The sequence below is a fragment of the Paenibacillus sp. Z6-24 genome, from assembly GCF_054161335.1.
In genome coordinates this window covers 1,292,440-1,315,139 of the sequence record NZ_CP096398.1, presented here as the reverse complement: position 1 = coordinate 1,315,139, position 22,700 = coordinate 1,292,440, and the positions used below count along the sequence as shown (strand labels likewise).

The following is a 22,700-nucleotide window of genomic DNA, read 5'->3' as shown; positions in this document are numbered from 1 at the left end:
TTCCTTTTTGTTTTCACATACGGTCCTGTGATAATGTCAGCTTCACTGCATGGGATCGCTATACAGTCCCATACGGTTCGGCGCCGAAATACCTGTTCAAACATCGGTATCCATGAATTGGTTTACTATCAACGGTCAGGACAGGATTGGCTTCTCCTGCTCAGCCTGTACAGCCGTCTGCGCCAGAATTTGGCGGATAACGGATGTGTTGACTCCCACATACTCCGAATCCAGCAGTACATCATGGGTACCCTCTACCGGATATTCGGCGTACCCACCGGAAGTGGACTGCTGCCACTTCAGATGATCTGTAGGCTGTGAACCGCTGCAATCCACTTCGGCGATCAGTGCGTGAATATTGGCACGGATCTCACCGGCATTGATCAGTTCGTTGCGGTAAGCGGAATAAACCAGCATCTTGCTGCGTACTGCCTCGCGATCATCCGGGTTCTCCAGGAACTCGCGGTATTGATCGGCTACGCTGTTCAGTACAGTGTCAACGATATGCTCCATTTCTACCGGAGTCATCTCATCCGGAGCTGTCTTGCGCATGGAATCGACCATGATGACATCGCTCACGGTGTATCCGCGTGCCTCCATCGCCCGGGCAACTTCAAAGGCCAGATTGCCGCCAAGGGAATATCCGAGGAACACATACGGACCTTGCTGCTGAATACCGGTAATGGTATCCACATACTGCTCCAGCATCCCTTCACCCTGCAGACGGTCACCGATAAACTCCAGACCGATCACTTCCGCATCCTGCTGCAGTTCACGGGCCATCTCGTAATAACCGAGCGAGTAACCGACCCGAGGCGGGAAGCAGAATACTTTGCGGTCGCTGCGGCTGTGGAAGCGGATGATCTCCATCTCTTCCTCCGCATTGCTGTCACCGGATGCGCTCTGATCCAGCTGCAGCAGCAGGTCTTTCAGTACCGGATGAGCAAATACGGTCTGCAGACCGATCTCCACATTCAGTTCCTGCTGAATCCGCTGAATCAGCGTCAGCACTTTGAGTGAATGTCCTCCCCGTTCGAAGAAATTATCGTTCATGCCGACATGTTCCACACCGAGCACGTCACTCCACATATCAGCCAGCTGCTGTTCCAGCGCGGTGGCCGGTGCGACGTAGTCTGTCGACGATTGCAGCAGCTGCTCCGGTGCAGGCAGTGCTTTGCGATCCAACTTGCCGTTCACATTCAGCGGCATCTGTTCCAACTGGATAAAGGCACTTGGAATCATGTAGGCAGGCAGTTCCTCGGCCAGTGCCTTGCGCAGTTCTCCCGCGCTCAGCGGCTGACTGGCGACAAAGTAGGCGCAAAGTTGGGCGCTTCCGCCTGCATCCTGGAGTGCCAGTACGACGGTCTCCTGTACTGCCGGAATGCGCAGCAGCTGCGATTCCACTTCACCCAGTTCAATCCGGTAACCACGGATTTTGACCTGATGATCCATCCGTCCCAGATATTCGATATTGCCGTCCGGCAGCCATCTGGCCATATCACCAGTCCGGTAAATGCGCTCGCCCGGCTTGTACGGATGGGCGGCAAACTGTACGGCGGTCAGCTCCGGCTTGTTGAGATAGCCTCTCGCCAGACCTTTACCGGCAATCACGAGTTCCCCTGGTACGCCGACCGGTACGAGCCTAGCATGTTCGTCCACGACCAGCACTTCCATATTGCCATACGGCTTGCCGACTGGTACGAGCGGCAGTGCCGCTGTGGCCGGTGTTGTTGTATAGCGCGTTGCATATACGGTCGCTTCGGTCGGGCCATAGATATTTTCCAGTCGTCCATGCGGAGAGACTTTGTAATATTCACCGACCAGACGCGCCGGCAGAATCTCACCGCAGGCAAACAGGTATTTCAGACTGCGCATACTGTCACGTCCGTTGACCTTGAGCTGCTGCACAAGAATCTGCAGCATCGACGGCACCAGATTGAGATGCGTAATCCGCTGCTTCTCGATCGCTTCCAGCAGAGCAGCCGGATTCTTGTCATCGCCTGGCGGCAGGATAACGAGTGTGCCCGGGCCGAAGAACCAGCTGAACAGCTCCGGAATGGAGAAGTCAAACGTGATCGTCGTCTTCTGCAGGAAACGGTCGCCCGGCTGCATCGGATAATCGGCCTGCAGCTGATCAAGCAGATTGACTGCAGAGCGGTGTTCAATCATGACCCCTTTTGGCTGGCCGGTGGAACCGGAAGTATAGATGATATAGGCAAGATGTTCCGGTCTCGACAGCGGCTCCAGATTGGACTCGTCTGCAGCATAGCTGGCAGCATCATCGATATCGACCAATTGAATATGGGCCAGCGGAATCAGATTCTGCCATGCGGCACGAGTCAGCATCAGCTGGGCTCCCGAATCTTCCAGCATGTAGCGAATCCGCTCTTCCGGGAATTCCGGATCAACCGGTACATAGGCACCGCCGGCTTTGAGAATCGCCAGAATACCGACCATCATATCCAGAGAACGTTCCAGCATGATCGCCACCGGCTGATCCGGTGTGACTCCGCCCGCCCGCAGGGTACGTGCCAGTGCATTGGCTCTGCGGTTCAGCTCGTCATAGGTGAGCTGCTGACTGCCGCTGATCAGTGCCGGATGATCCGGCATACGTGCAGCCTGCTCTTCCAGTACGCTGTACAGCGTGCTGTCGGTGCGGATTGGCGCTGCCGTGTCGTTCCACTGATCCAGAATCATCGATTGTTCGGCAGCGGTCATCATATCCAGCCGGTTCACCGGCATGGCAGGATCGGCAGCCACTTCTTCGAGAATCTGTACCAGATGGGCCTGAATCTGTTCAATGCTTTCCTGCTCGTACACGATACCGTTGTAGCGGTACAATACCTGCAGATTCGGCCCCGGCATGACGATCAGGTTAAAGTCATAGTTCGTCTGTTCAAACATCTGCACATCGGTAATCTCAAAGCCGGACTTGCCACCGACCTGGCGCTCATCCAGTTCTTCCTGAACCGGATAATTCTCAAATACCATAATATGCGAGATAAGTTCCTGCTTCTGATCGCTCTGTGCCTGTACTTCATATAGTGGATAGAAGTCATAATCATGACCTTGTACGTACAGCTGCTGCTGGCGTACCAGCATATCGGCAAAGCTGTCTTCCTCCAGCGCCTGCACACGAACCGGCACGGTATTGATAAACAGGCCGATCATGCTCTCAATGCCCTGAATCTCGGCGGGACGCCCGGAGATGACGCTGCCAAAGACCACATCACGGCTGGCATTATACCGCTGCAGCACCAGACCCCAGGCGGATTGCATCAGAATGTTCATTGTTACCCGGTGGCGCTTGGCCAGCTGCTCCAGACGTTCAGTCAGCGCTGTACCGAGAGTGAATTCCATTTTCTCGGACTGGTACTGCTTGGACTGACCCTGCAGGCGTGCCTGTGGAATCAGCGTCTGACGGTCATAACCGGACAGGTATTCTTTCCAGTAGGCGGACGCTTCTGCTTCTCCGCGCTCATCCAGCCACTGGATATAACGGCTGTATGGTACGGTATCCGGCAGCTCCGGTACGCGGCCTTCATGCAGTGCGGCATACGTATCGAATACTTCCTGGATCACGAGCGGCATGCACCATCCATCCATAATAATATGATGGAAACTCCACAACAGCAGATGACAATCGTCTGCGGTCTGCATCACCGTTACACGCAGCAGCGGATCACGGGCCAGATCGAATCCTTTTTGCTTGTCCTTGGTCATCAGTGCGTCGATCTGCAGCTGCTGTTCATGTCCGCTCCAGCTGCGCAGGTCTTCATAGGCAATCCGGACAGGACGATCCCTGAACACCACCTGCACCGGCAGATCATGATAGCCGCTATAGAAGTTGGTGCGCAGAATGGCATGACGCTGAATCATATGGTTGAAGCTGCGTTCAAAGTCGGCGATATCAAAGCTGCCCTGCAGTTCAAATCGTCCCTGCTCAAAATACACTTCCGAACGGGAATCCAGCAGATTGTGGAACAGCATCCCTTTTTGCATTGGTGTCAGGGAGTACATATTCTCCATCTCACCAATGGAAGCAGTCTGCACTTCCAGTGCCTCGATCAGCTCGAGGGTCGCTTCCTTGAGCAGTACGTCATGCGGTGTGAGTGATGTACGCTGTCTGGATACGCAGTGTTCGATAACCTGGCTGAAGCGCTGCTGCAGCAGGCTGGCGAGACGATCTATCGTTTCCTTGCGGAATTGACGACGGTTGTAGCTGATTGTCAGTTTCAGTACATCATCTGCGATCAGGCCGTTCATATTCAGTGCCTGATGCTGGATCATCTGTCCGCTGACTTCGCGTCCGGTCGGATAGGTGGACATTTGCAGCAGTCCATCGGTCTGTCCGTCATCGAATTGGCCCAGATAGTTAAAGGCAATCTCCGGTTCGCGGCGGTTCGTCCATTGGCTTTCATTGACAGACATGTATTTCAGAATGCCATAGCCTGCCCCTTTGTTCGGAATGCGGCGCAGTCCTTCCTTGATCGTCTTGATCGCTGCACCCGGCTCCAGTTCGGACATATCCAGCACGACCGGATACTGACTGGTAAACCAGCCCACGGTGCGGCTGATATCCAGATCCGGTACCAGTTCTTCCCGTCCGTGACCTTCCAGGATAATCGCTATCTGTTCGATTCCGCTCCACTGTCGAACCGCCATGCCAAGCGCGGTCAGCAGCAGATCGTTGGCTTCGGTATTGTAGGCACGATAAGCCTTTTTGAGGAACTGGGCAGTGACTTCCCTGCTCCACTCGACCGTAACCGATTCGCTGTCCTGTACATGCAGTACCGGATGATCTTCATCCTTGGGCAGCTCGGCAAATTGATCCGGCAGCTGTGACCAGTACCGGCGATCTACCTCTGCCTGCTCACTATCCGCATAAAGGGCAATTCCGTCCGCCCAGGCGCGATAGGAGTCGGTCTTCTGCGGCAGCTTGATACTTTCGCCGCGGCAGGCCTGTTCATAGCCATTTTCCAGATCTTCCAGCAGGATGCGCCAGGAAATGCCATCGACGACCAGATGATGAATTACGATCAGCAGATGATCTCCGTCTGTATCCTGGAATAGTGCCAGCTTTATCAGCGGTCCCTCGGTAATCGACAGACTTTCCTGAATCCGCTGGGCATGTGCTGCCGCCGCGGACTCTGGATCGGAAGCGGACGCGATGTCCACGATTTCCAGCGTATGGAAAGGACCTTCCTGTATACTGCGGTTCCATGCGGTTCGCTGACCATCCTGCATCCGGATAACGGTACGCAGAGCATCATGATGATGGGTCATTTTCACGATGGCTTTTTCCAGAGCGGCCTTATCCATGTGACCCGGATAATACAGCATAACCGATTGGTTGAAATGATGCAGATCCTGCTGCTGATGCTCGAACAGCCACTGCTGTGCAGGGGTCAGTCTCACTTCACCGGTCACTTCCGACTGATCGGCGGTATGACGAACCTGGCTCAGCTGAGGAGCCAGCTCGGCAATCGTCGGGAATGTAAACAGGTTCTTGATCTCCAGCTTGTAGCCCAGATTGAGCAGGCGGGAAGAGACCTGGATCGCCTTGATCGAGTCGCCACCCAGTTCGAAGAAATGATCATGGATGCCGACAGCGGCTGTACCCAGTGTGCTCTGCCATACCTCGGCCAGTGCCTGCTCCGCTTCATTACGCGGTGCCACATAGGCGGTGCTGCTGGACAGTGTGCTCAGATCCGGGTCCGGCAGCGCTTTGCGATCCAGCTTGCCGTTTGGTGTCAGCGGCATCCGATCCAGCTGTACAAAGTACGACGGAATCATATAGGATGGCAGCTCACGGGCCAGCTGTTCGCGCAGTTCGCTGATCGTCCATTCACGGTCTGCGACAAAGTACGCACACAGGGATGTCTGACCGGCAGGGTCTTTCCAGGCGACTACGATCGTTTCTTCGACGGTCGGCAGATCCAGCAGGCGGGCTTCCACCTCGCCCAGCTCAATGCGATAACCGCGAATTTTGACCTGATGATCCATCCGGCCGAGGTATTCGATCGCTCCGGACGGCAGTCGTCTCGCCAGATCACCGGCACGGTACATGCGTCTGCCCGGTACGAACGGATCGTCCATAAACCGCTCTGCTGTCAACTCCGGACGGTTGAGATAACCCGGTGCCACACCATCGCCGCTAATATACATTTCTCCGCCTACACCTACCGGCACAAGCTGCATCTGTTCATTCAGCAGGTAAATGTTAAAGTTGTCCGCCGGCAGACCGATCGGTACGGATTCACCTTGATCGGTAGCCGGGTCATAGCGGTGAATCATACAGCCAACTACCGTCTCGGTCGGACCGTATTCGTTATAAATGTCCACGTCTCCGTTATACATTTCATGGATTGCATGCGCCAGCTGGGTGTTCAGATTCTCCCCGCCGACGATAAACTTGCGGATACGGCACTGCTCCGGCAGCTGAATGTCCTTGAAAAAGCTCAGATGCGTCGGTGTCAGTTTGAGAATATCCACTGCGTTCTCACGCACGATCTGCTGGATAACGCCAATTTTATCGGCCGCATCGTAGATAACGATCTGGCCGCCGGTAATGAGCGGTGTGAAGATCGACGTATACGTCAGGTCAAAGGAAATAGAGGAGTACAGCGGGAAGCTCATGGCTGTACCGTCGGTATACACCTTCTCGGCCCACCAGATATAGTTGAGCAGCCCTCGATGTGTAATCATCGTTCCTTTTGGCTTGCCGGTTGTACCGGAAGTATAGATCATGTAGATCAGATCTTCATGCACGACCTGTACATCCGGACGCTCTGCATTATCGCTGTAGCTTGCCGGCTGATCCACTTCCAGGGTCAGTCCGTCAAAGGCTACCGTTCCATTTAGATGGCGCTGGGTCAGCAAAATCTGTACACCGGAATCCTGCAAAATATATTCCGTACGATCCTGCGGATACTCCGGATCAATCGGGATGAACACGGCGCCCTGCTTGAGTACCGCCAGGATCGAGACGATCAGTTCCGGCGAACGGTCCAGCAGCAGACCGACCGTATTTCCTTTGCCCAGTCCGCGGGCTGCCAGGTGATTGGCCAGACGATTCGACTGCTCATCCAGCTCGCGGAAAGTCACACGGCGCTCTCCGCAGACAGCAGCGATAGCGTCCGGTGTCCGGCGTGCCTGTTCTTCGAACAGATGATGGATGCAGCGGTCAAGCGGATAATCCGTAATCATGCCATGCCATGTCTCCAGCAGCATCTGCTGTTCGGCAGGCGTGATCAATGCCAGCTGATCGACGGGTATTTCCGGCTGTGCAGCTACCTGTTCCAGCAACTGCAGCAGATGTCCACGGGTGCGGGCAATCGTATCCTGCTGGTACACCGAAGCGTTATAGCGCAGACAGATACGAATATCCTGTCCCGGAATAACGATCAGGTTAAAATTATAGTTGGTCTGCTCGAACATTTGGAAATCAGCCACTTCCAGTGCATCTGCATCTTCATTACCGGACTGTTCCACCTGCTCATCGAGCGGATAATTCTCAAAGATCATAATGTGCGAGATCAGATCCTGCTTTTGCTCGGTATAATTCTGGATCTCGTACAGCGGATACGTATCATAGCTGCCGCCAGCCAGCGACTGTTCCTGCACACGGCGCATCACGCCGGTAAAGGTATCGTCTGCCAGTGACTGCACGCGGACCGGTACGGTGTTGATAAACAGTCCGACCATGTCCTCGATACCTGGAATCGCTGCCGGACGACCGGAGACGACGCCGCCAAATACCGCATCCCTGCTTCTGTTATACTGCTGCAGGATAATGCCCCACGCCGATTGCAGCAGTGTATTGACCGTTACCTGGTGCTGCCTTGCAATCTGATCAAGACGGGCAGTCAGTTCACTTCCCAGCTGCAGAATCTGCTCTTCCAGCACATAGGCGCCACCGGATGTTTTGGATGTCTCCGGTAGCAGAGTATGTCCTTCATAATCAGCCAGATAATGCTGCCAGTAAGACGAAGCGGCATCCTGATCCATCCGGTTCAGCCATTCGATATACGTACTGTACTGCGGTGCAGGCGGCAGTTCAGCCTGCTGATCCTGACACAGCGCCGTATAATGAGTGAAAATCTCGCCGGTGACAATCGGGATACACCAGCCATCCATAATAATATGATGGAAACTCCACAGTACCCGGCAGCCATGATCCAGATGGAAGATCGTCGCTCTCATCAGTGGGTCGGTATCCAATTGGAATCCGCGCTGCATATCCTGCGCTTCATACTGCTGCATCCGCTGCTGCTGTTCTGCCCCGGAAAGGGAACGCAAATCCATATAATCGACCGGCATCTCTCTCGTACGGAATACGACCTGCAGCGGCTCATCATGAATATTGCTGTAGAAGCTGGTGCGCAGGATAGCATGTCTGCTCATCAGTGCCTGCAGACTTCCCCGGAACGCTTTGACATTGACCTGACCGCGCAGTTCAAAGCTGGCCTGTTCAAAATAAGTCACACTGTCCGGCTCCATCAGGCTGTGGAACAGCATTCCTTTTTGCATCGGAGTAAGCTGGTACACATCTTCCAGTTCCCCGGCTGATGACGTACGCTCCAGCAGACGATCCAGCTGGGCAATCGTCAATCCTTTGAACAGCAGATCACTTGGAGTCAGCTGCGGCTGCTCCTGAACTGCACAATGACGGATGACCATAGTCAAACGGGATTTCAACATATCCGCCAGTTGACGAATGCGCTCCGGCTGATACTGGTTGCGGCTGTACATAATGGAGATCGACAGTTGTCCTTCTGCGATCATACCGTTCAGATCAAGTGCATAGTGCAGCGGTGTCTGGCTGCCCAGCGACTCGCCCACACTGTAACGCGATATGCTCAGTGCGTTGTTGTCCAGATCCTGATCAAACTGTCCCAGATAGTTAAAGGAAACTTCCGGCTCGGCAGCATCTGCAGCCAGACCCTGACCATTCATATACTTCAGTAGTCCGTAGCCGATGCCTTTCTCCGGAACGGCACGCAGGGTTTCCTTGACCTGACGGATCAGTGGAGAGATATCCACATGCTCCGGTACGTGCAGGGCAACCGGATACTGGGTCGTAAACCAGCCGACCGTACGGGTAATATCCATATCCGGCAGAATCATCTCACGCCCGTGGCCTTCCAGATTAATCAGCACCTGCTCCGTACCCGCCCAGTCGCGCAGCGCCATGCCCAGTGCAGTCAACAGCAGATCATTGGTCTCGGTGTAGTACGCACGGTTCGCCTGACGCAGCAGCAGCTCCGTATCTTCGGCGGACCAGGACACCTGTACCGATTCGCTGTCAGCGACCGTACCCGGTGCGGCATCGTAATCTTTTGGCAGCGGTGCGATATAGCCTCCGCTGATCGCATTCCAGTAACTGCGTTCCTGTTCCAGCGCAGAACTGGCAGCATATTCAGCCAGCTCGTTCGCCCACAGACGATAGGAATCGGTCTTCTGCGGCAGTGCTACAGTCTGTCCATTTAATGCCTGTTCATACCCTGTCGCAATATCTTCGAACAGAATCCGCCAGGAGACGCCATCGACGACCAGATGATGAATAACGATCAGCAGATGATCTCCATCCACGGCCTGGAACAATGTCATTTGCACAAGCGGCCCGTGTGTCAGATCAAAGCTGGATTGTACGCGATTCGCTTCGCTGCGAATTACTTCTTCCGGATCTGCGGCGAAGCGGATATCCAATGTGTTCAATGTATACAGTGCACCTTCGCCTGCACTGCGATTCCAGGCGGTATACCCGTGTTCTCCCTTGCGGAAAATCATGCGCAGTGCATCATGATGCTTCACTACCGCATCCATCGTCATTCGCAGCGGCTGCTCTTCGAACCGGTCTGCACGATGCAGCATAATAGCATGATTGTAATGATGCGGCTCGGCCAGATGACGCTCGAAGAACCAGTGCTGGATCGGCAGCAGTTCGGCGGCTCCGGTAATCTCGCCCTGCTCGGCCATACGTCCGGCGGCCTGCAGATGTGGACTCAGTTCGGCAATCGTCGGATATTTGAACAGGTCCTTGATCTCCAGCTTGTATCCGGCCTGGAACAGTCTGGACGAAATCTGGATAGCCTTGATCGAATCGCCACCCAGATCGAAGAAATGATCATGAATCCCGATCTGCTGTGTTCCGAGAATGCCCTGCCATACCTGAGCCAGCGCTTCCTCGGCCGGTGTACGCGGCGCTTCATAAGCAGCACCGGTCCAGACGCCGGCTTCCGGCTGCGGCAGTGCGCGGCGATCCAGCTTGCCGTTTGGCGTCAGCGGCATTTGTTCCATTTGCACAAAATAGGACGGAATCATATAACCCGGCAGTTCATTCGCCATTTCACTGCGCAGCGTGCTGGCAGTAAGCGGAGTATCCGCTGTAAAATAGGCGGCCAGTGACTTTTGCCCGGATGCTTCGGTATGAGCGATAACGACTGCTTCCCGGACAGCATCTACCTGCAGCAGTCTGGATTCCACTTCACCGAGCTCGATCCGGTAGCCGCGAATTTTAACCTGATGGTCGATCCGGCCCAGATACTCGATACTGCCATCCGGCAGCCAGCGTGCCAGGTCACCGGAGCGGTACATGCGCTCACCCGGTACAAAAGCATGCTCGATAAATTTCTCGGCCGTTGTCTCCGGACGGTTCAGGTAACCACGTGCCAGTCCGTCACCGGTAATGTACATCTCTCCGGCGATACCGATGGGCTGCAGATGACGCTGTTCGTTCAGGATATAAGCGCCCAGTGTCGGAATGGTCGTACCGATATTGCTGCGGCCGAGTGCAATATCGGTCTCGGTAATTTCCTTGTATGTGACATGGACGGTCGTCTCGGTAATACCGTACATATTGATCAGCTGTACATGCGGGTAGCGGCTTCTCCATTCCCCGAGCAGTGCCGGGCTGAGTGCCTCTCCGCCAAAGATAATCATGCGCAGTCCCAGATCGCTGCCGGTATGACCCAGCTCTTCCTGCATCAGCTGGTAGAAGTAGGTTGGTGTCTGATTCAACACAGTGACCTGACGATCCTTGAGCAATTGCAGGAACTGCTCCGGACTCTTCGCAGTCATCGCCGGTACGATCACCAGACATCCTCCGTACAGCAAAGCTCCGTACATTTCCCAGACAGAGAAGTCGAAGCAGCAGGAATGGAATAATGTCCATGTATCACCCGGACCAAAGTCGAACAGATTGCGGTCATTGAACAACAGCCGTACTACATTGCGATGTTCGATCAATGTGCCTTTTGGCTTGCCGGTTGTACCGGAAGTGTAGATGACATACGCCAGATCTTCCGGACGGCTGATCGATTGAAGCGGTGCCGCCGACTCGCTGTAGGATGCAGCATCGTCCAGCTCAATCGTCGTTCCTGTGAAATGAGCAAACTGATCACGCAGCTCCCCGCGCAGCAGCAGCAGCTGACTGCCGGAGTCCTCCAGCATGAACCGGATACGCTCCTCCGGATAATCGGCATCTACCGGCACATATGCGCCGCCAGCCTTGAGAATGGCGATCATGCCGACGATCATTTCCAGTGAACGGTCTGCCACGACAGCGACCAGATGATCACGCTCTACACCCCACTGACGCAGTCTTCGTGCCAATGCATTGGTACGTTCATCCAGTTCACCGTAAGTGAGCAGCTGATCATTCAGACGAACCGCTACCGCTTCCGGTGTACGTGACGCCTGTGCGGTGAACAGGCTGTGAATGCTCTCTTCCCGCGGATAGTCTGCAGGCAGACCGGCCGATTGCAGCATCAGCAGTGCTTTCTCCGCCGGGGTCACCATATCCAGCTCGGCCAATGGTGCATCCGGCTGCCGTACAGCGGATTGGATCAGCTGTACGAAATGACCGGCCATACGCTCGATCGTCTCCTGTTTGTACAAGGAAGTCGCGTATTCAAGCGTGCACTCCAGCGCATCATCCGATTCCGTAACCGTCAGGGTGAGATCGAACTTGGCTGCCGGATGGGACAGCTCGTACGGGGTAAATTGCAGCCCCTGGATCGTACGCTCGGTCTGCTCCATATTTTGCAGAACAAACATCGTATCAAACAGCGCATTGCGGCTCAGATCGCGCGGAATATTCAGTTTCTCCACCAGCTCTTCAAACGGATACTCCTGATGATCAAATGCCTGCAACGCGATATCTTTTACTTCCTGCACATAATCGGCAAAGCTCTTCTCGCCTTCCGGATACGTGCGCAGCGGCAGCGTACCGACGAACATGCCGATCATTTCCTGCAGATTGTCATACGGTCTGCCCGCTACCGGAGAACCGACGACGATATCTTCCTGACCGGTGTATTTGTGCAGCATGGTCTTGTACGCGGCCAGCATAACCATGAACAGCGTCGAGCCTGTCTGTGCGGCCAGTTCATGCAGCGAACGGCTCATTTCCGAATCAATACGGAACGAGATCGTATGACCGGCAAAATCACGTAACGCCGGACGTACTTCATCGGTCGGCAGATCCAGCACCGGCAGACTGCCGCGGAATGTCTCCAGCCAGTAGGCTTCCTGCTGACGCATCGCCTCACTGTGGATACGCTCCTGCTGCCAGACGGCATAGTCCACATACTGAATGGACAATGGCGCCGGCTGCTCGCCATGATAATAACGAACGACTTCTTCAATCAGAATATTCATCGAGACACCATCGGAAATGATATGGTGCATATCGAACAGCAGCAGATGACGCTCTTCCTCCAGCTGGATCAGACCTACACGCAGCAGCGGAGCCTGGGCCAGATCGAACGGACGCACAAACTGGCTGATAAACTGCTCTGCCTGCTCCTCGCTCGCCGTCTCAAAATTGATGGCAAAAGGAACCTGCTCCAGAATCTGCTGTACCGGCTCACCCTCTACCGTAATGAAAAGGGTGCGCAGTGATGCATGGCGCCGGATCAGATCGCGGAATGCTTCTTCCAGACGGGTACGATCCAGCGGCCCGTCAACCTGCATCACACCCGGCATATTGTAGCTGACTTTGCCATTTTCCATTTGTCCAAGAATGAACAGCCGCTTCTGTGCTGAAGATAACGGATAGTATTCCCGCGCTGTCGCTGCCGGAATATCCGTTGTGCTCTGTTGTTCCTGACTATCCAGCACGAGAGCCAGTTCGGCGATCGTCGGTGCTTCGAAGACCTCGCGCAGCTTGATCTCGCGATGCAGTTCTTTGCGAATGCGTGAAGCCATCAGGGCTACCCGCAGGGAATGACCTCCAAGGTCAAAGAAGTTATCGGTCACACCGATCTTATCGACACCGAGAATATCCTGCCAGATCGCGGCCAGTGCGATCTCGGTCTCTGTACGAGGTGCCTGGAATGCCGCCGCTTCCCGTGCTGCTGAACCAGCCAGTTCCAGATCAACCAGCAGGCCCATGTATTCAATCGTTCCATCCGGCAGCAGGCGGGCCAGCTCACCCGTATGATACACCTGCTCGCCATCATGCAGCGGATGATTGGACTGTTCCAGCGTACGGATATGCTGTCCAACAGCATCATCACTGAGCGCTTCGACAGCAATGCACAGCTCGCCCATCACGCCTACCGGCTGATGGCGCTGCTGGCGATCGACGATGACCAGCTCATACGCCTGTTCCTGCTCTGCATTATGTCCCAGAGCGGACAAACGGGACAGCAGCGATGACTGCGGATATTCCGCCGCCAGTCTCCATGCAGGCAGATGGTACTGTTCGCCATCAATCAGGGATAGCTCATCCACCGCGATCTGCGGCCGGGCAGCTACCTGTTCCAGCAGGCAGACGACATGCTGCTGCATCCGCTCGATATCTTCGGGACTGTATACAGCGGCATTGTATTGGAACATCAGCTGCATATCACGTCCCGGCAGTACGATCAGGTTAAAGTCATAGCTGGTCTGCTCCTGCAGCTCGGCATCCTGAATCTCAAATGACGATTTCTCACCGCCAGCCTGTTCCATTTCCTGCTCGACCGGATAATTCTCGAATACGAGAATATGGGAGACCAGTTCCTGCTTCTGTCCGGTATTCGCCTGAATCTCGAACAGCGGATGTGTACTGTACGGCTGGGCATCGACGTACTGCTCCTGCTGCTGCTTCATCAGCTGCGGGAATGTCATCCCCGGTACCGTCTGTACACGGACCGGAATCGTATTAATGAACAATCCGATCATCTGCTCCACACCCTGAATTTCGGCAGGACGGCCGGATACGACCGTACCGTACACCACATCACGGGTATGATTGTACCGCTGCAATGCCACACCCCATACGGATTGCATCAGGATGTTCAGCGTGACGCCATGTTCACGGGCAGCCTGCTCCAGCTGGGCGGTCAACGACTCACCGGCACTGTATTTCAGCTGCTCGGCGATATAACCACTTTCCGTAGAAGCCGCTCGTGCGGACGGAGCCGCGATGGTCGGCAGCAGTGTGCGGGAACGGTATCCTTCCAGATAACGGCTCCAGTAACCTGCCGCTGCCTGGTGATCCTGCTGTTCCAGCCACTGGATATACTCGCTGTATGGCGGCACATCGCTCAGTTCCGGTTCTTTTCCTTCTATATAAGCAAAGTAATAATCAAACACTTCGCGGGTGATTAGCGGGATGCACCAGCCATCCATAATAATATGGTGGAAGCTCCAGATGAGGCGGAAGCTCTCTTCGCCTGTACGCAGGATGGAGATTCGCAGCAAACTGCCTGCGGCCAGATCGAATCCACGCGCCTTGTCTCTCGCGGCAAAGGTCTGCATATACTCCGCCTGTGCATTCTCATCCATTCCCCGGATATCCTCATACACCTGCTCGGCCGGACGGTCACGGAATACGGTCTGCAGCGGCTCACTGCCCCAATCGGTATGGAAATTGGTCCGCAAAATGTCATGACGGCTGACCAGCAGATCCATACTGCGACCGAATGCTTCCGGCTGGAAGCTGCCTTTCACATCAAAGGCGGCCTGTTCAAAGTACGCTCCATCCTGCGGCTCCAGCAGATGATGGAACAGCATGCCTTTTTGCATAGGTGTCAGGTTGTAGATGTTCTGGATCTCGCCAATACTGCGTGTATGCTGTACCAGTTCTTCCAGTTCATTATTGGAAATACCTTTTGCCATAATATCGCTCAGCGTCAGCTCACGGTACTCCTGGGCGAGACAGTGCTGCAGTACTTCACGCAGGCTGTGCTCCAGCTGTCCGGCGAGCTGTTGGATCGTGGAGGACTCATATTGTCCGCCATGGTACGTAATGGTGAGTTCCAGCTGTCCATCCACTACAGCGCCGTTCAGATCGAGCTTGTATTCCAGCGAATCGCGCAGGCTCTGCGCTTCACCAGTGGAATAAGGCGACAGCTCTAGACCGTTATTGCTCAGATCCTGGTCAAACTGACCGAGATAGTTAAAGGAAATCTCCGGTGTCAGCGCGCGGTAATCTGCCGGCAGCTGATCATCCATTCGGGTCAGCAGACCGTAGCCGATGCCTTTGCCCGGAATACGGCGCAGTCCTTCCTTGATTCCTTTGATCCAGTCGGCAGTACTTCCTTCGCCGTTAGCGTGCAGCAGGAATGGATACTGGGTCGTAAACCAGCCGACCGTGCGCGTAATATCGATATCCGGGATAATCTGCTCGCGTCCGTGTCCTTCCATATTGACGAGGAAACGGTCCTGTCCGGACCAGCTGTTCAGCGCGATCCCCAGTGCGGCGAGCAGCAGATCATTCGTCTCGGTCTGGTACGCATAATGCGCTTTGCGGAGCAGTTGATCGGTCTCTTCCGCAGTCCAGCGGATCGTCTCGGACCGGCTGCCGCTGCGTTCCAGCGACTCCGGCTGATGATCGGCAGGCAGAGCGGCCATCGGCTCCTCCTGCAGGGACAGCCAGTAGCTGCGGTGCATATCCATCTGTGGACTGTTCACGTAACTTGCCAGTGCCTGACCCCATTCGCGGAACGAATGTGTCTTCAGCGGTAGCTCTACATTCTGCCCCTGAGCCACCTGTTCATAGGCAGCAGCCAGATCTTCAAGCAGAATCCGCCAGGAGACGCCGTCTACTACCAGATGGTGAATCGCTACCAGCAGATGATCGCCATCATCGCAGCGCATGATTCCCAGCTGCATCAGCGGTCCCTCGGACAGATTCATTCGGGACTGGATATCTGTTGCCAACTGCTCCACTTGACCAGCCGGATCTTCCTGTCCGCGCAAATCATGTACACTCAGGCTGAACAGGGAACTTGGGTCTGCGGAACGGTTCCATGCCTGATATCCTTGCTCGGTTACGGTAAATACCGAACGCAGTACATCATGATGAGCTGCCAGTGCGCCTGCAGCCTGTTCCAGTACAGATTCATCGAATCTTTCAGCACGGTACAGCATTACCGCCTGGTTAAAATGATGCGGTTCTTGCAGATTCCGTTCAAAGAACCAGCGCTGTACCGGTGTGAGCACCATCTCGCCCTCTACCGCGCTCTGGTCGATCTGTTGTACAGCCGACTGCAGCAGCGGAGCGAGCTGGGCAATAGTTGAATATTTGAACAGCTGCTTCATTTCCATCCGGTATCCCGCCTGGAGCAGGCGTGAAGATACCTGGATCGCCTTGATCGAATCACCGCCCAGTTCGAAGAAATGATCATGTACCCCTACCGGTCCTGTACCGAGCACTTCCTGCCATACACGGGCCAGCGCCTGTTCGGCCGGCGTCTGCGGTGCGGTGTAGGTACGTCCGGACTGCTGTACACCCGTCTGCGGTGCAGGCAGTGCGCGGCGATCGACTTTACCATTTACCGTCAACGGAATCCGGTCCACCTGAACAAAGTAGGATGGAACCAAATAACCCGGCAGCTGCTGGCTGAGCAGCTGCCTTACATCCGCCGGTGAACATTGCGTTTCGGCAGCATAATACGCACAGAGCTGCTTTTGCCCGGTTTCGTCCAGATGAACGACCACTGCGGCTTCACGGATAGCATCCAGCTTGAGAATCTGCGCCTCGATTTCCGGCAGTTCGATCCGGTAGCCGCGGATTTTGACCTGTTCATCGATCCGGCCTTTGTATTCGATCGTGCCGTCCGGCAGCCAGCGAGCCATATCGCCGGTACGGTAGCAGATCTCACCGGGACGGATGATGTCCTTGAGGAATTTGTCCGCTGTCATCTCCGGCTGGTTCAGATAGCCGCGGCCGACTCCATCGCCGCCGACCAGTAGTTCACCCCATGTACCTACCGGCTGCAGATGGAATCCTTTGTCCACCACATAGGCGGTCGAGTTGTGAATCGGGCGTCCGATCGGCACGCTGCCACTGATCGGTCCGCTGATGCGATGTGTCGTCGAGAAGGTTGTATTTTCGGTTGGACCATAGCCATTGATAATGGTCAATTCCGGATGATTTGCCAGTGTGCGGTTCACATGCGATACAGACAGTACATCACCGCCGACGATCAGCGTATGTACGCCGGTGAACAAATGATCATCCTGCTGGGTCAGCTGATTGAACAGCGGTGACGTCAGCCACATTGTATTGATTTCCCATGTGCGAATCGCTTCCTTGAGCTGATCGGCCACGAGAATGACATCGTTATCGGCCAGATAGAGCTGTCCACCACTCAGCAGTGCTCCCCAGATCTCGAAGGTCGATGCGTCAAAGGAAACCGAACCAGTCTGCAGAATGCGTGTTGATGCATCCAGCTGCACATAATCCGTATTTCTCACCAGACGGACAACGTTCCGGTGCTCGATCATAACGCCTTTTGGACGTCCGGTTGTACCGGAAGTGTACATCAGGTAGGCGAGTGCTCCGGCATGTCCGACAGGATGCGGCAGAGTATGTCCATCCGTATAGGCCTGTTTATCATGCAGATTCAGTATAGTGACGCCAAAGTCTCCCTGAGCCATCTCCCAATCCTGAACGAGCATCAGCTTCACGCCGCCGTCACTGAGCATATACTGTACACGATCTTCCGGGTATTCCGGATCGACCGGCACATAGGCACCGCCTGCACGCAGAATACCGAGCAGAGCCACGACCATCTCGATGCTTCGCGTACTCATGACCGCTACCGGTTCTTCCGGCTGCAGTCCCTGAGCCATCAGTGTACGGGCCAGTGCAGCAGAACGCTGCTCCAATTCGTAATAGGTCATTTTGCGATCCATGGTAACGAGCGCAATCTGATCCGGTGTCCGCTTGGCCTGCTCCTCGAACAGCTCATGGATCGTACTGTCATGCGGATATGGGACGGTCGTGTTATTGAACTGCTCCACAATCTGCTGCTTCTCCGCCGGCGTAATGATCTCGATCTCATTCAGCGTAATCGATGCATTCTGGCTGACCGACTGAATGACTTTCAGGAAATGAGCAGCCAGCCGCTCGATACTTTCCCGGCGATACAGCGAAGTCGCATATTCCAGGCTAAAGGCCAGTCCGTCCGCTTCCTCGGATGCATTAAGGGACAGATCGAACTTGGCGACATTAACTTCCTGCGGATATGGAGTAAAGCGCAGATCGCCCATTCCCCGCTCGCTGCGATCCATATTTTGCAATACAAACAAGGTATCAAATACGGGGTTACGGCTGGAATCACGATCCAGCTGCAGCCGATCCACCAGCAGATCAAACGGATATTCCTGATGGTCAAAGGCATGCAGCACCGTCTCGCGCACGTCAGCGAGGTAATCGCGGAATGTACGCGTTCCTTCCGGACGCACACGCATGGCCAGCGTATTGACGAACATGCCGATTGTGCCTTCCAGCTCTGCCTGCGGTCGTCCGGCTACAGGGGAACCAATCACCAGATCATTCTGACCAGTGTACTTGTGCAGCAGTACCGAATAGGCTGCGAGCAGTACCATATACAGCGTCGTACCGGTCTCGCGGGTCAACTGCTGAATCGCTTCACTTTCTGCCAACCCGGCTGCAAAATCAATCCGGTTCCCGGCAAAATGACGCACCGCCGGACGTACATAATCGGTCGGCAGATCCAGTGCCGGAATCTCTTCCTCGAAAATGCGAAGCCATGCGGCTTCCATTTCCTTCATCCGCTCCTGCTCCAGCTGTTCATGCTGCCATACGGCGTAATCCTTGTACTGGATACGCAGTTCCGGCAGGGCCTCTCCTTCATAGAGAGCGGACAGTTCTTCGGTCAGGATCGCAATCGAGATGCCATCGGATACAATATGATGCATATCAAACAGCAGCAAATGGCGCTCTCTGCCAAGGGATATGAGTCCTACCCGCAGCAGCGGTGCCTTACTCAGGTCGAATGCCCGTACGTACTGCTCAATGACCTGTTCCAGCTGCTCTTCGCCAGCTTCAATATGTTCGATGCCGAATTCCACCTGTTCATGAACCTGCTGCACCGGTTCCCCATTTTGTAAATGAAAACTCGTGCGCAGGGATTCATGACGACGAATCAATGCGCGGAAAGCCACTTCCAGCTGCTCCGTATCCAACGGACCTTCCATCATAAAGGCACCCGGCATATTGTAGCTGGTCTCGCCGCCTTCCAGCTGGCTCAGTACATACAGACGTTTCTGCGCCGAAGATACCGGATAATGATCCATCTTCGCTGCCGGAGCAATGGACTCATATACTGCCGGAATCTGACCATGCAGCAGCAGGGACATACTTTCAAGCGTTGGTGCCTGGAAAATATCCCGCAGGGAAACTACACAGCCAAACTGCTGCTGAATCCGCGAGGACAGCTGGGCAGCGCGCAGGGAATGGCCGCCTGCCTCGAAGAAATTATCGAGCATTCCGACGTGGTCCACGCCGAGTATTTCCTGCCAGAGTGCTGCCAGCTGCACCGCTTCCGGTGTGGTGGGAGCCACATATTCGACAGCGGACTGTACACCGGTCACCGGTTCAGGCAGTGCGCGGCGATCCAGCTTGCCATTCGAAGTGAGCGGCATACGATCCAGCTGGATAAAGTAGGACGGTACCATATACGCAGGCATTGCCGCCGTCAGCTGCTGACGAAGCTCTGCCGCAGGCAGTTCCTCCGATGCGGTGTAATACGCGCACAGCAGATGCTGCCCCTGTTCATCCGGACGTGCCAGTACAATTGTCTCCAGCACCGACGGAATCCGCAGAATTTGTGCTTCTACTTCGCCGAGTTCGATCCGGTAACCGCGGATTTTGACCTGATGGTCGATCCGGCCCAGATATTCCAGATTGCCATCCGGCAGCCAGCGCGCCAGATCACCGGTACGATATATGCGCTCGCCCGGCTGGAATGGATGCTCGATAAATTTCTCGGCCGTCGTCTCCGGACGGTTCAGATACCCTCTGGCCAGACCGTCTCCGGCGATATGCAGTTCGCCCGGAATGCCTACCGGTTGCAGGCGGCGCTGCTCATCCAGAATGTAGGCGCTGAGCGTCGGAATCGTTACCCCGATATTGCTTTTGCCCGCCGCGATCTCGGCAGCACCGATCTCCTTGTACGTAACATGGACAGTCGTCTCCGTAATGCCGTACATATTGATCAGCTGGGTATTCGGGTAGCGGTCATGCCAGTCCTTGAGCAAATAAGGACTGAGCGCTTCACCGCCGAAAATAATTTGACGCAGACCCAGTTCACTGCCGGTATAAGCCAATTCTGCCTGCATCAGCTGGTAAAAGTAGGTCGGCGTCTGATTGAGAATGGTGACTTGTTCCTGCTTGAGCAGCTGCAGGAATGATTCGGGACTTTTAGCGACCATGGAAGGCACAATAATGAGCTTGCCGCCGTACAGCAGCGCACCATACATTTCCCACACCGAGAAGTCAAAGCAGAACGAGTGGAACATCGTCCATACATCACGATCATCAAAGTCAAAACGGTTCTGATCGTTAAACAGCAGGCGAACGACGTTTTTATGTTCGATCAGCGTGCCTTTCGGCTTGCCGGTCGTACCTGATGTGTAGATCACATAAGCCAGATTACGAGGTCCCGATACATGCGGCAGATTGGAACTGTCTCCTTCAGCAGCCGCTTCACGAATATTGATCCATGTGCCGTCAAATGGAATCTGCGCCTGCAGATGATTCTGACTCAGAACGATCTGCACACCGGAATCTTCCAAGATATAGCGGATACGCTCTTCCGGGTACTCCGGATCGACCGGTACATAGGCGCCGCCGGCTTTGAGTACAGCCAGCATACCCACGACCATTTCCAGCGAGCGTTCTGCGATGACACCGACCAGGGAGTCTGCACCGACGCCCCGGGTGCGCAGCTGATGGGCGACACGGTTGGCCTGCTCATTCAGCTGATGATATGTAAGACGCTGTTCATCGATTTGCACAGCGGTATGCTGCGGCGTGCGCTGCACCTGCTGTTCGAACAGACCATGAATATTCTGCTTACGCGGATAATCCGCTTCAGCCATTTTGGAAAAGGACAGTACCTGCTGCTGTTCCGCTTCACTCAGCAGCGATACATCGCCAATCGTCATCTCCGGATAACGTACGATCTGTGCCGTAATCATGCCCAGATGATCGACCATATTGGCAATTTCCACATGGTCAAACAGTTCCTTGCGGTAATCGACATGCAGTATCATCTGATCCTCATCCAGCATCTCCGTAATATGCAGCACCAGATCGTTGATTTCGTCTCCGCAGAAGTCATAATCCGTCAGAATCCGGATTCCTTCCAGGTCGACCCAGCTGATCGGACGGTATTCCATTGAGACACCGAATAACCGCTGCAGATCCTTGTGGTGATGCGCATCCCGCAAATCCTGAATGAGCTGATTGTATGGATACTGCTGATGACGGAGTACCGACATTTGTCCACGGGCGACCCCTTTGACAAAATCAAACACTGTCATCTCTTTGTCTACCAGCGCCCGCTCGGCAATGGTACTGACAAACATGCCCATCGTCTGCTTTTCCTTTTTGGTACGGCGGTTGGCGAGAGAAGTACCGATGACGATATCCTGTTGATTGGTCATTTTGTGCATGTACACGTACATGGAGCTCATGAACAGTTGGAACAAGGAAATCCGGTTTTCCCGGCAAAAGGCATGAATCTCGTCCTTGAGATAACCCGGCACTTCAAAATGTTCCCGTACTGCAGCCGTGCTGACTGTCATCGGGTTGTACGATTTCCAGCCGGTGACCTCGGGGATATCGGCGAATTTGTCCATCCAGTAAGCGCGATCCTTGGCATACTTCTCGGACTGTACATATTCTTCTTCCGCGGTCAGATAATCGATATAGGAGCAATCTTCCGGGATCACCGGCTCTTTACCCTGCATCATTTCAATATAGTAGTCGGTAAACTGGTTACCGAACAATACCATCGAGATGCCGTCAGAGATAATATGATGCACCTTAATATTCAACCAGTACTCATCGTCACTGATTCGTACGAATAGGAAGCGGTACATGCAGGCATCCAGCACCGGCAGCGGCTGGCGTTTCTGTTCGTCCAGCCAGGTTTCCAGATGTTCCATGCTGCCAAAGTCCTCAAGGTTTACACATTCAAACTGCTGCTCTTCGTAAGGAACCACGTACTGACGAGGTTCCCCTTCTACAGTCGTAATGCGCAGACGAAAAGCGTCATACTGGCGAATAACCAGATTGATCGCCTTCATAAAAGTGGGCAGGTCCAGTTTCCCTGTCATTCGAATAGTGGCAGAGAGCTGAGATGCGGAAGTGCCTGGATACAGCAGCTCTGTGTACCATATCCGTTGTTGGGCGTTCGTTAAGGAATATAGCTGCATTTTCTGTTAAC

General features: G+C 54.5%; 1 protein-coding gene. It reads right to left on the bottom strand.

Going from position 1 to position 22,700, the window contains the following annotated elements; all coding sequences use genetic code 11:
- Positions 1–135 precede the first annotated feature (135 nt).
- On the bottom strand, positions 136–22,689 hold the full coding sequence (locus tag M1D61_RS05810; protein ID WP_458121519.1) for a non-ribosomal peptide synthase/polyketide synthase: 22,554 nt from the start codon (positions 22,687–22,689) through the stop codon (positions 136–138).
- Positions 22,690–22,700 lie beyond the last annotated feature (11 nt).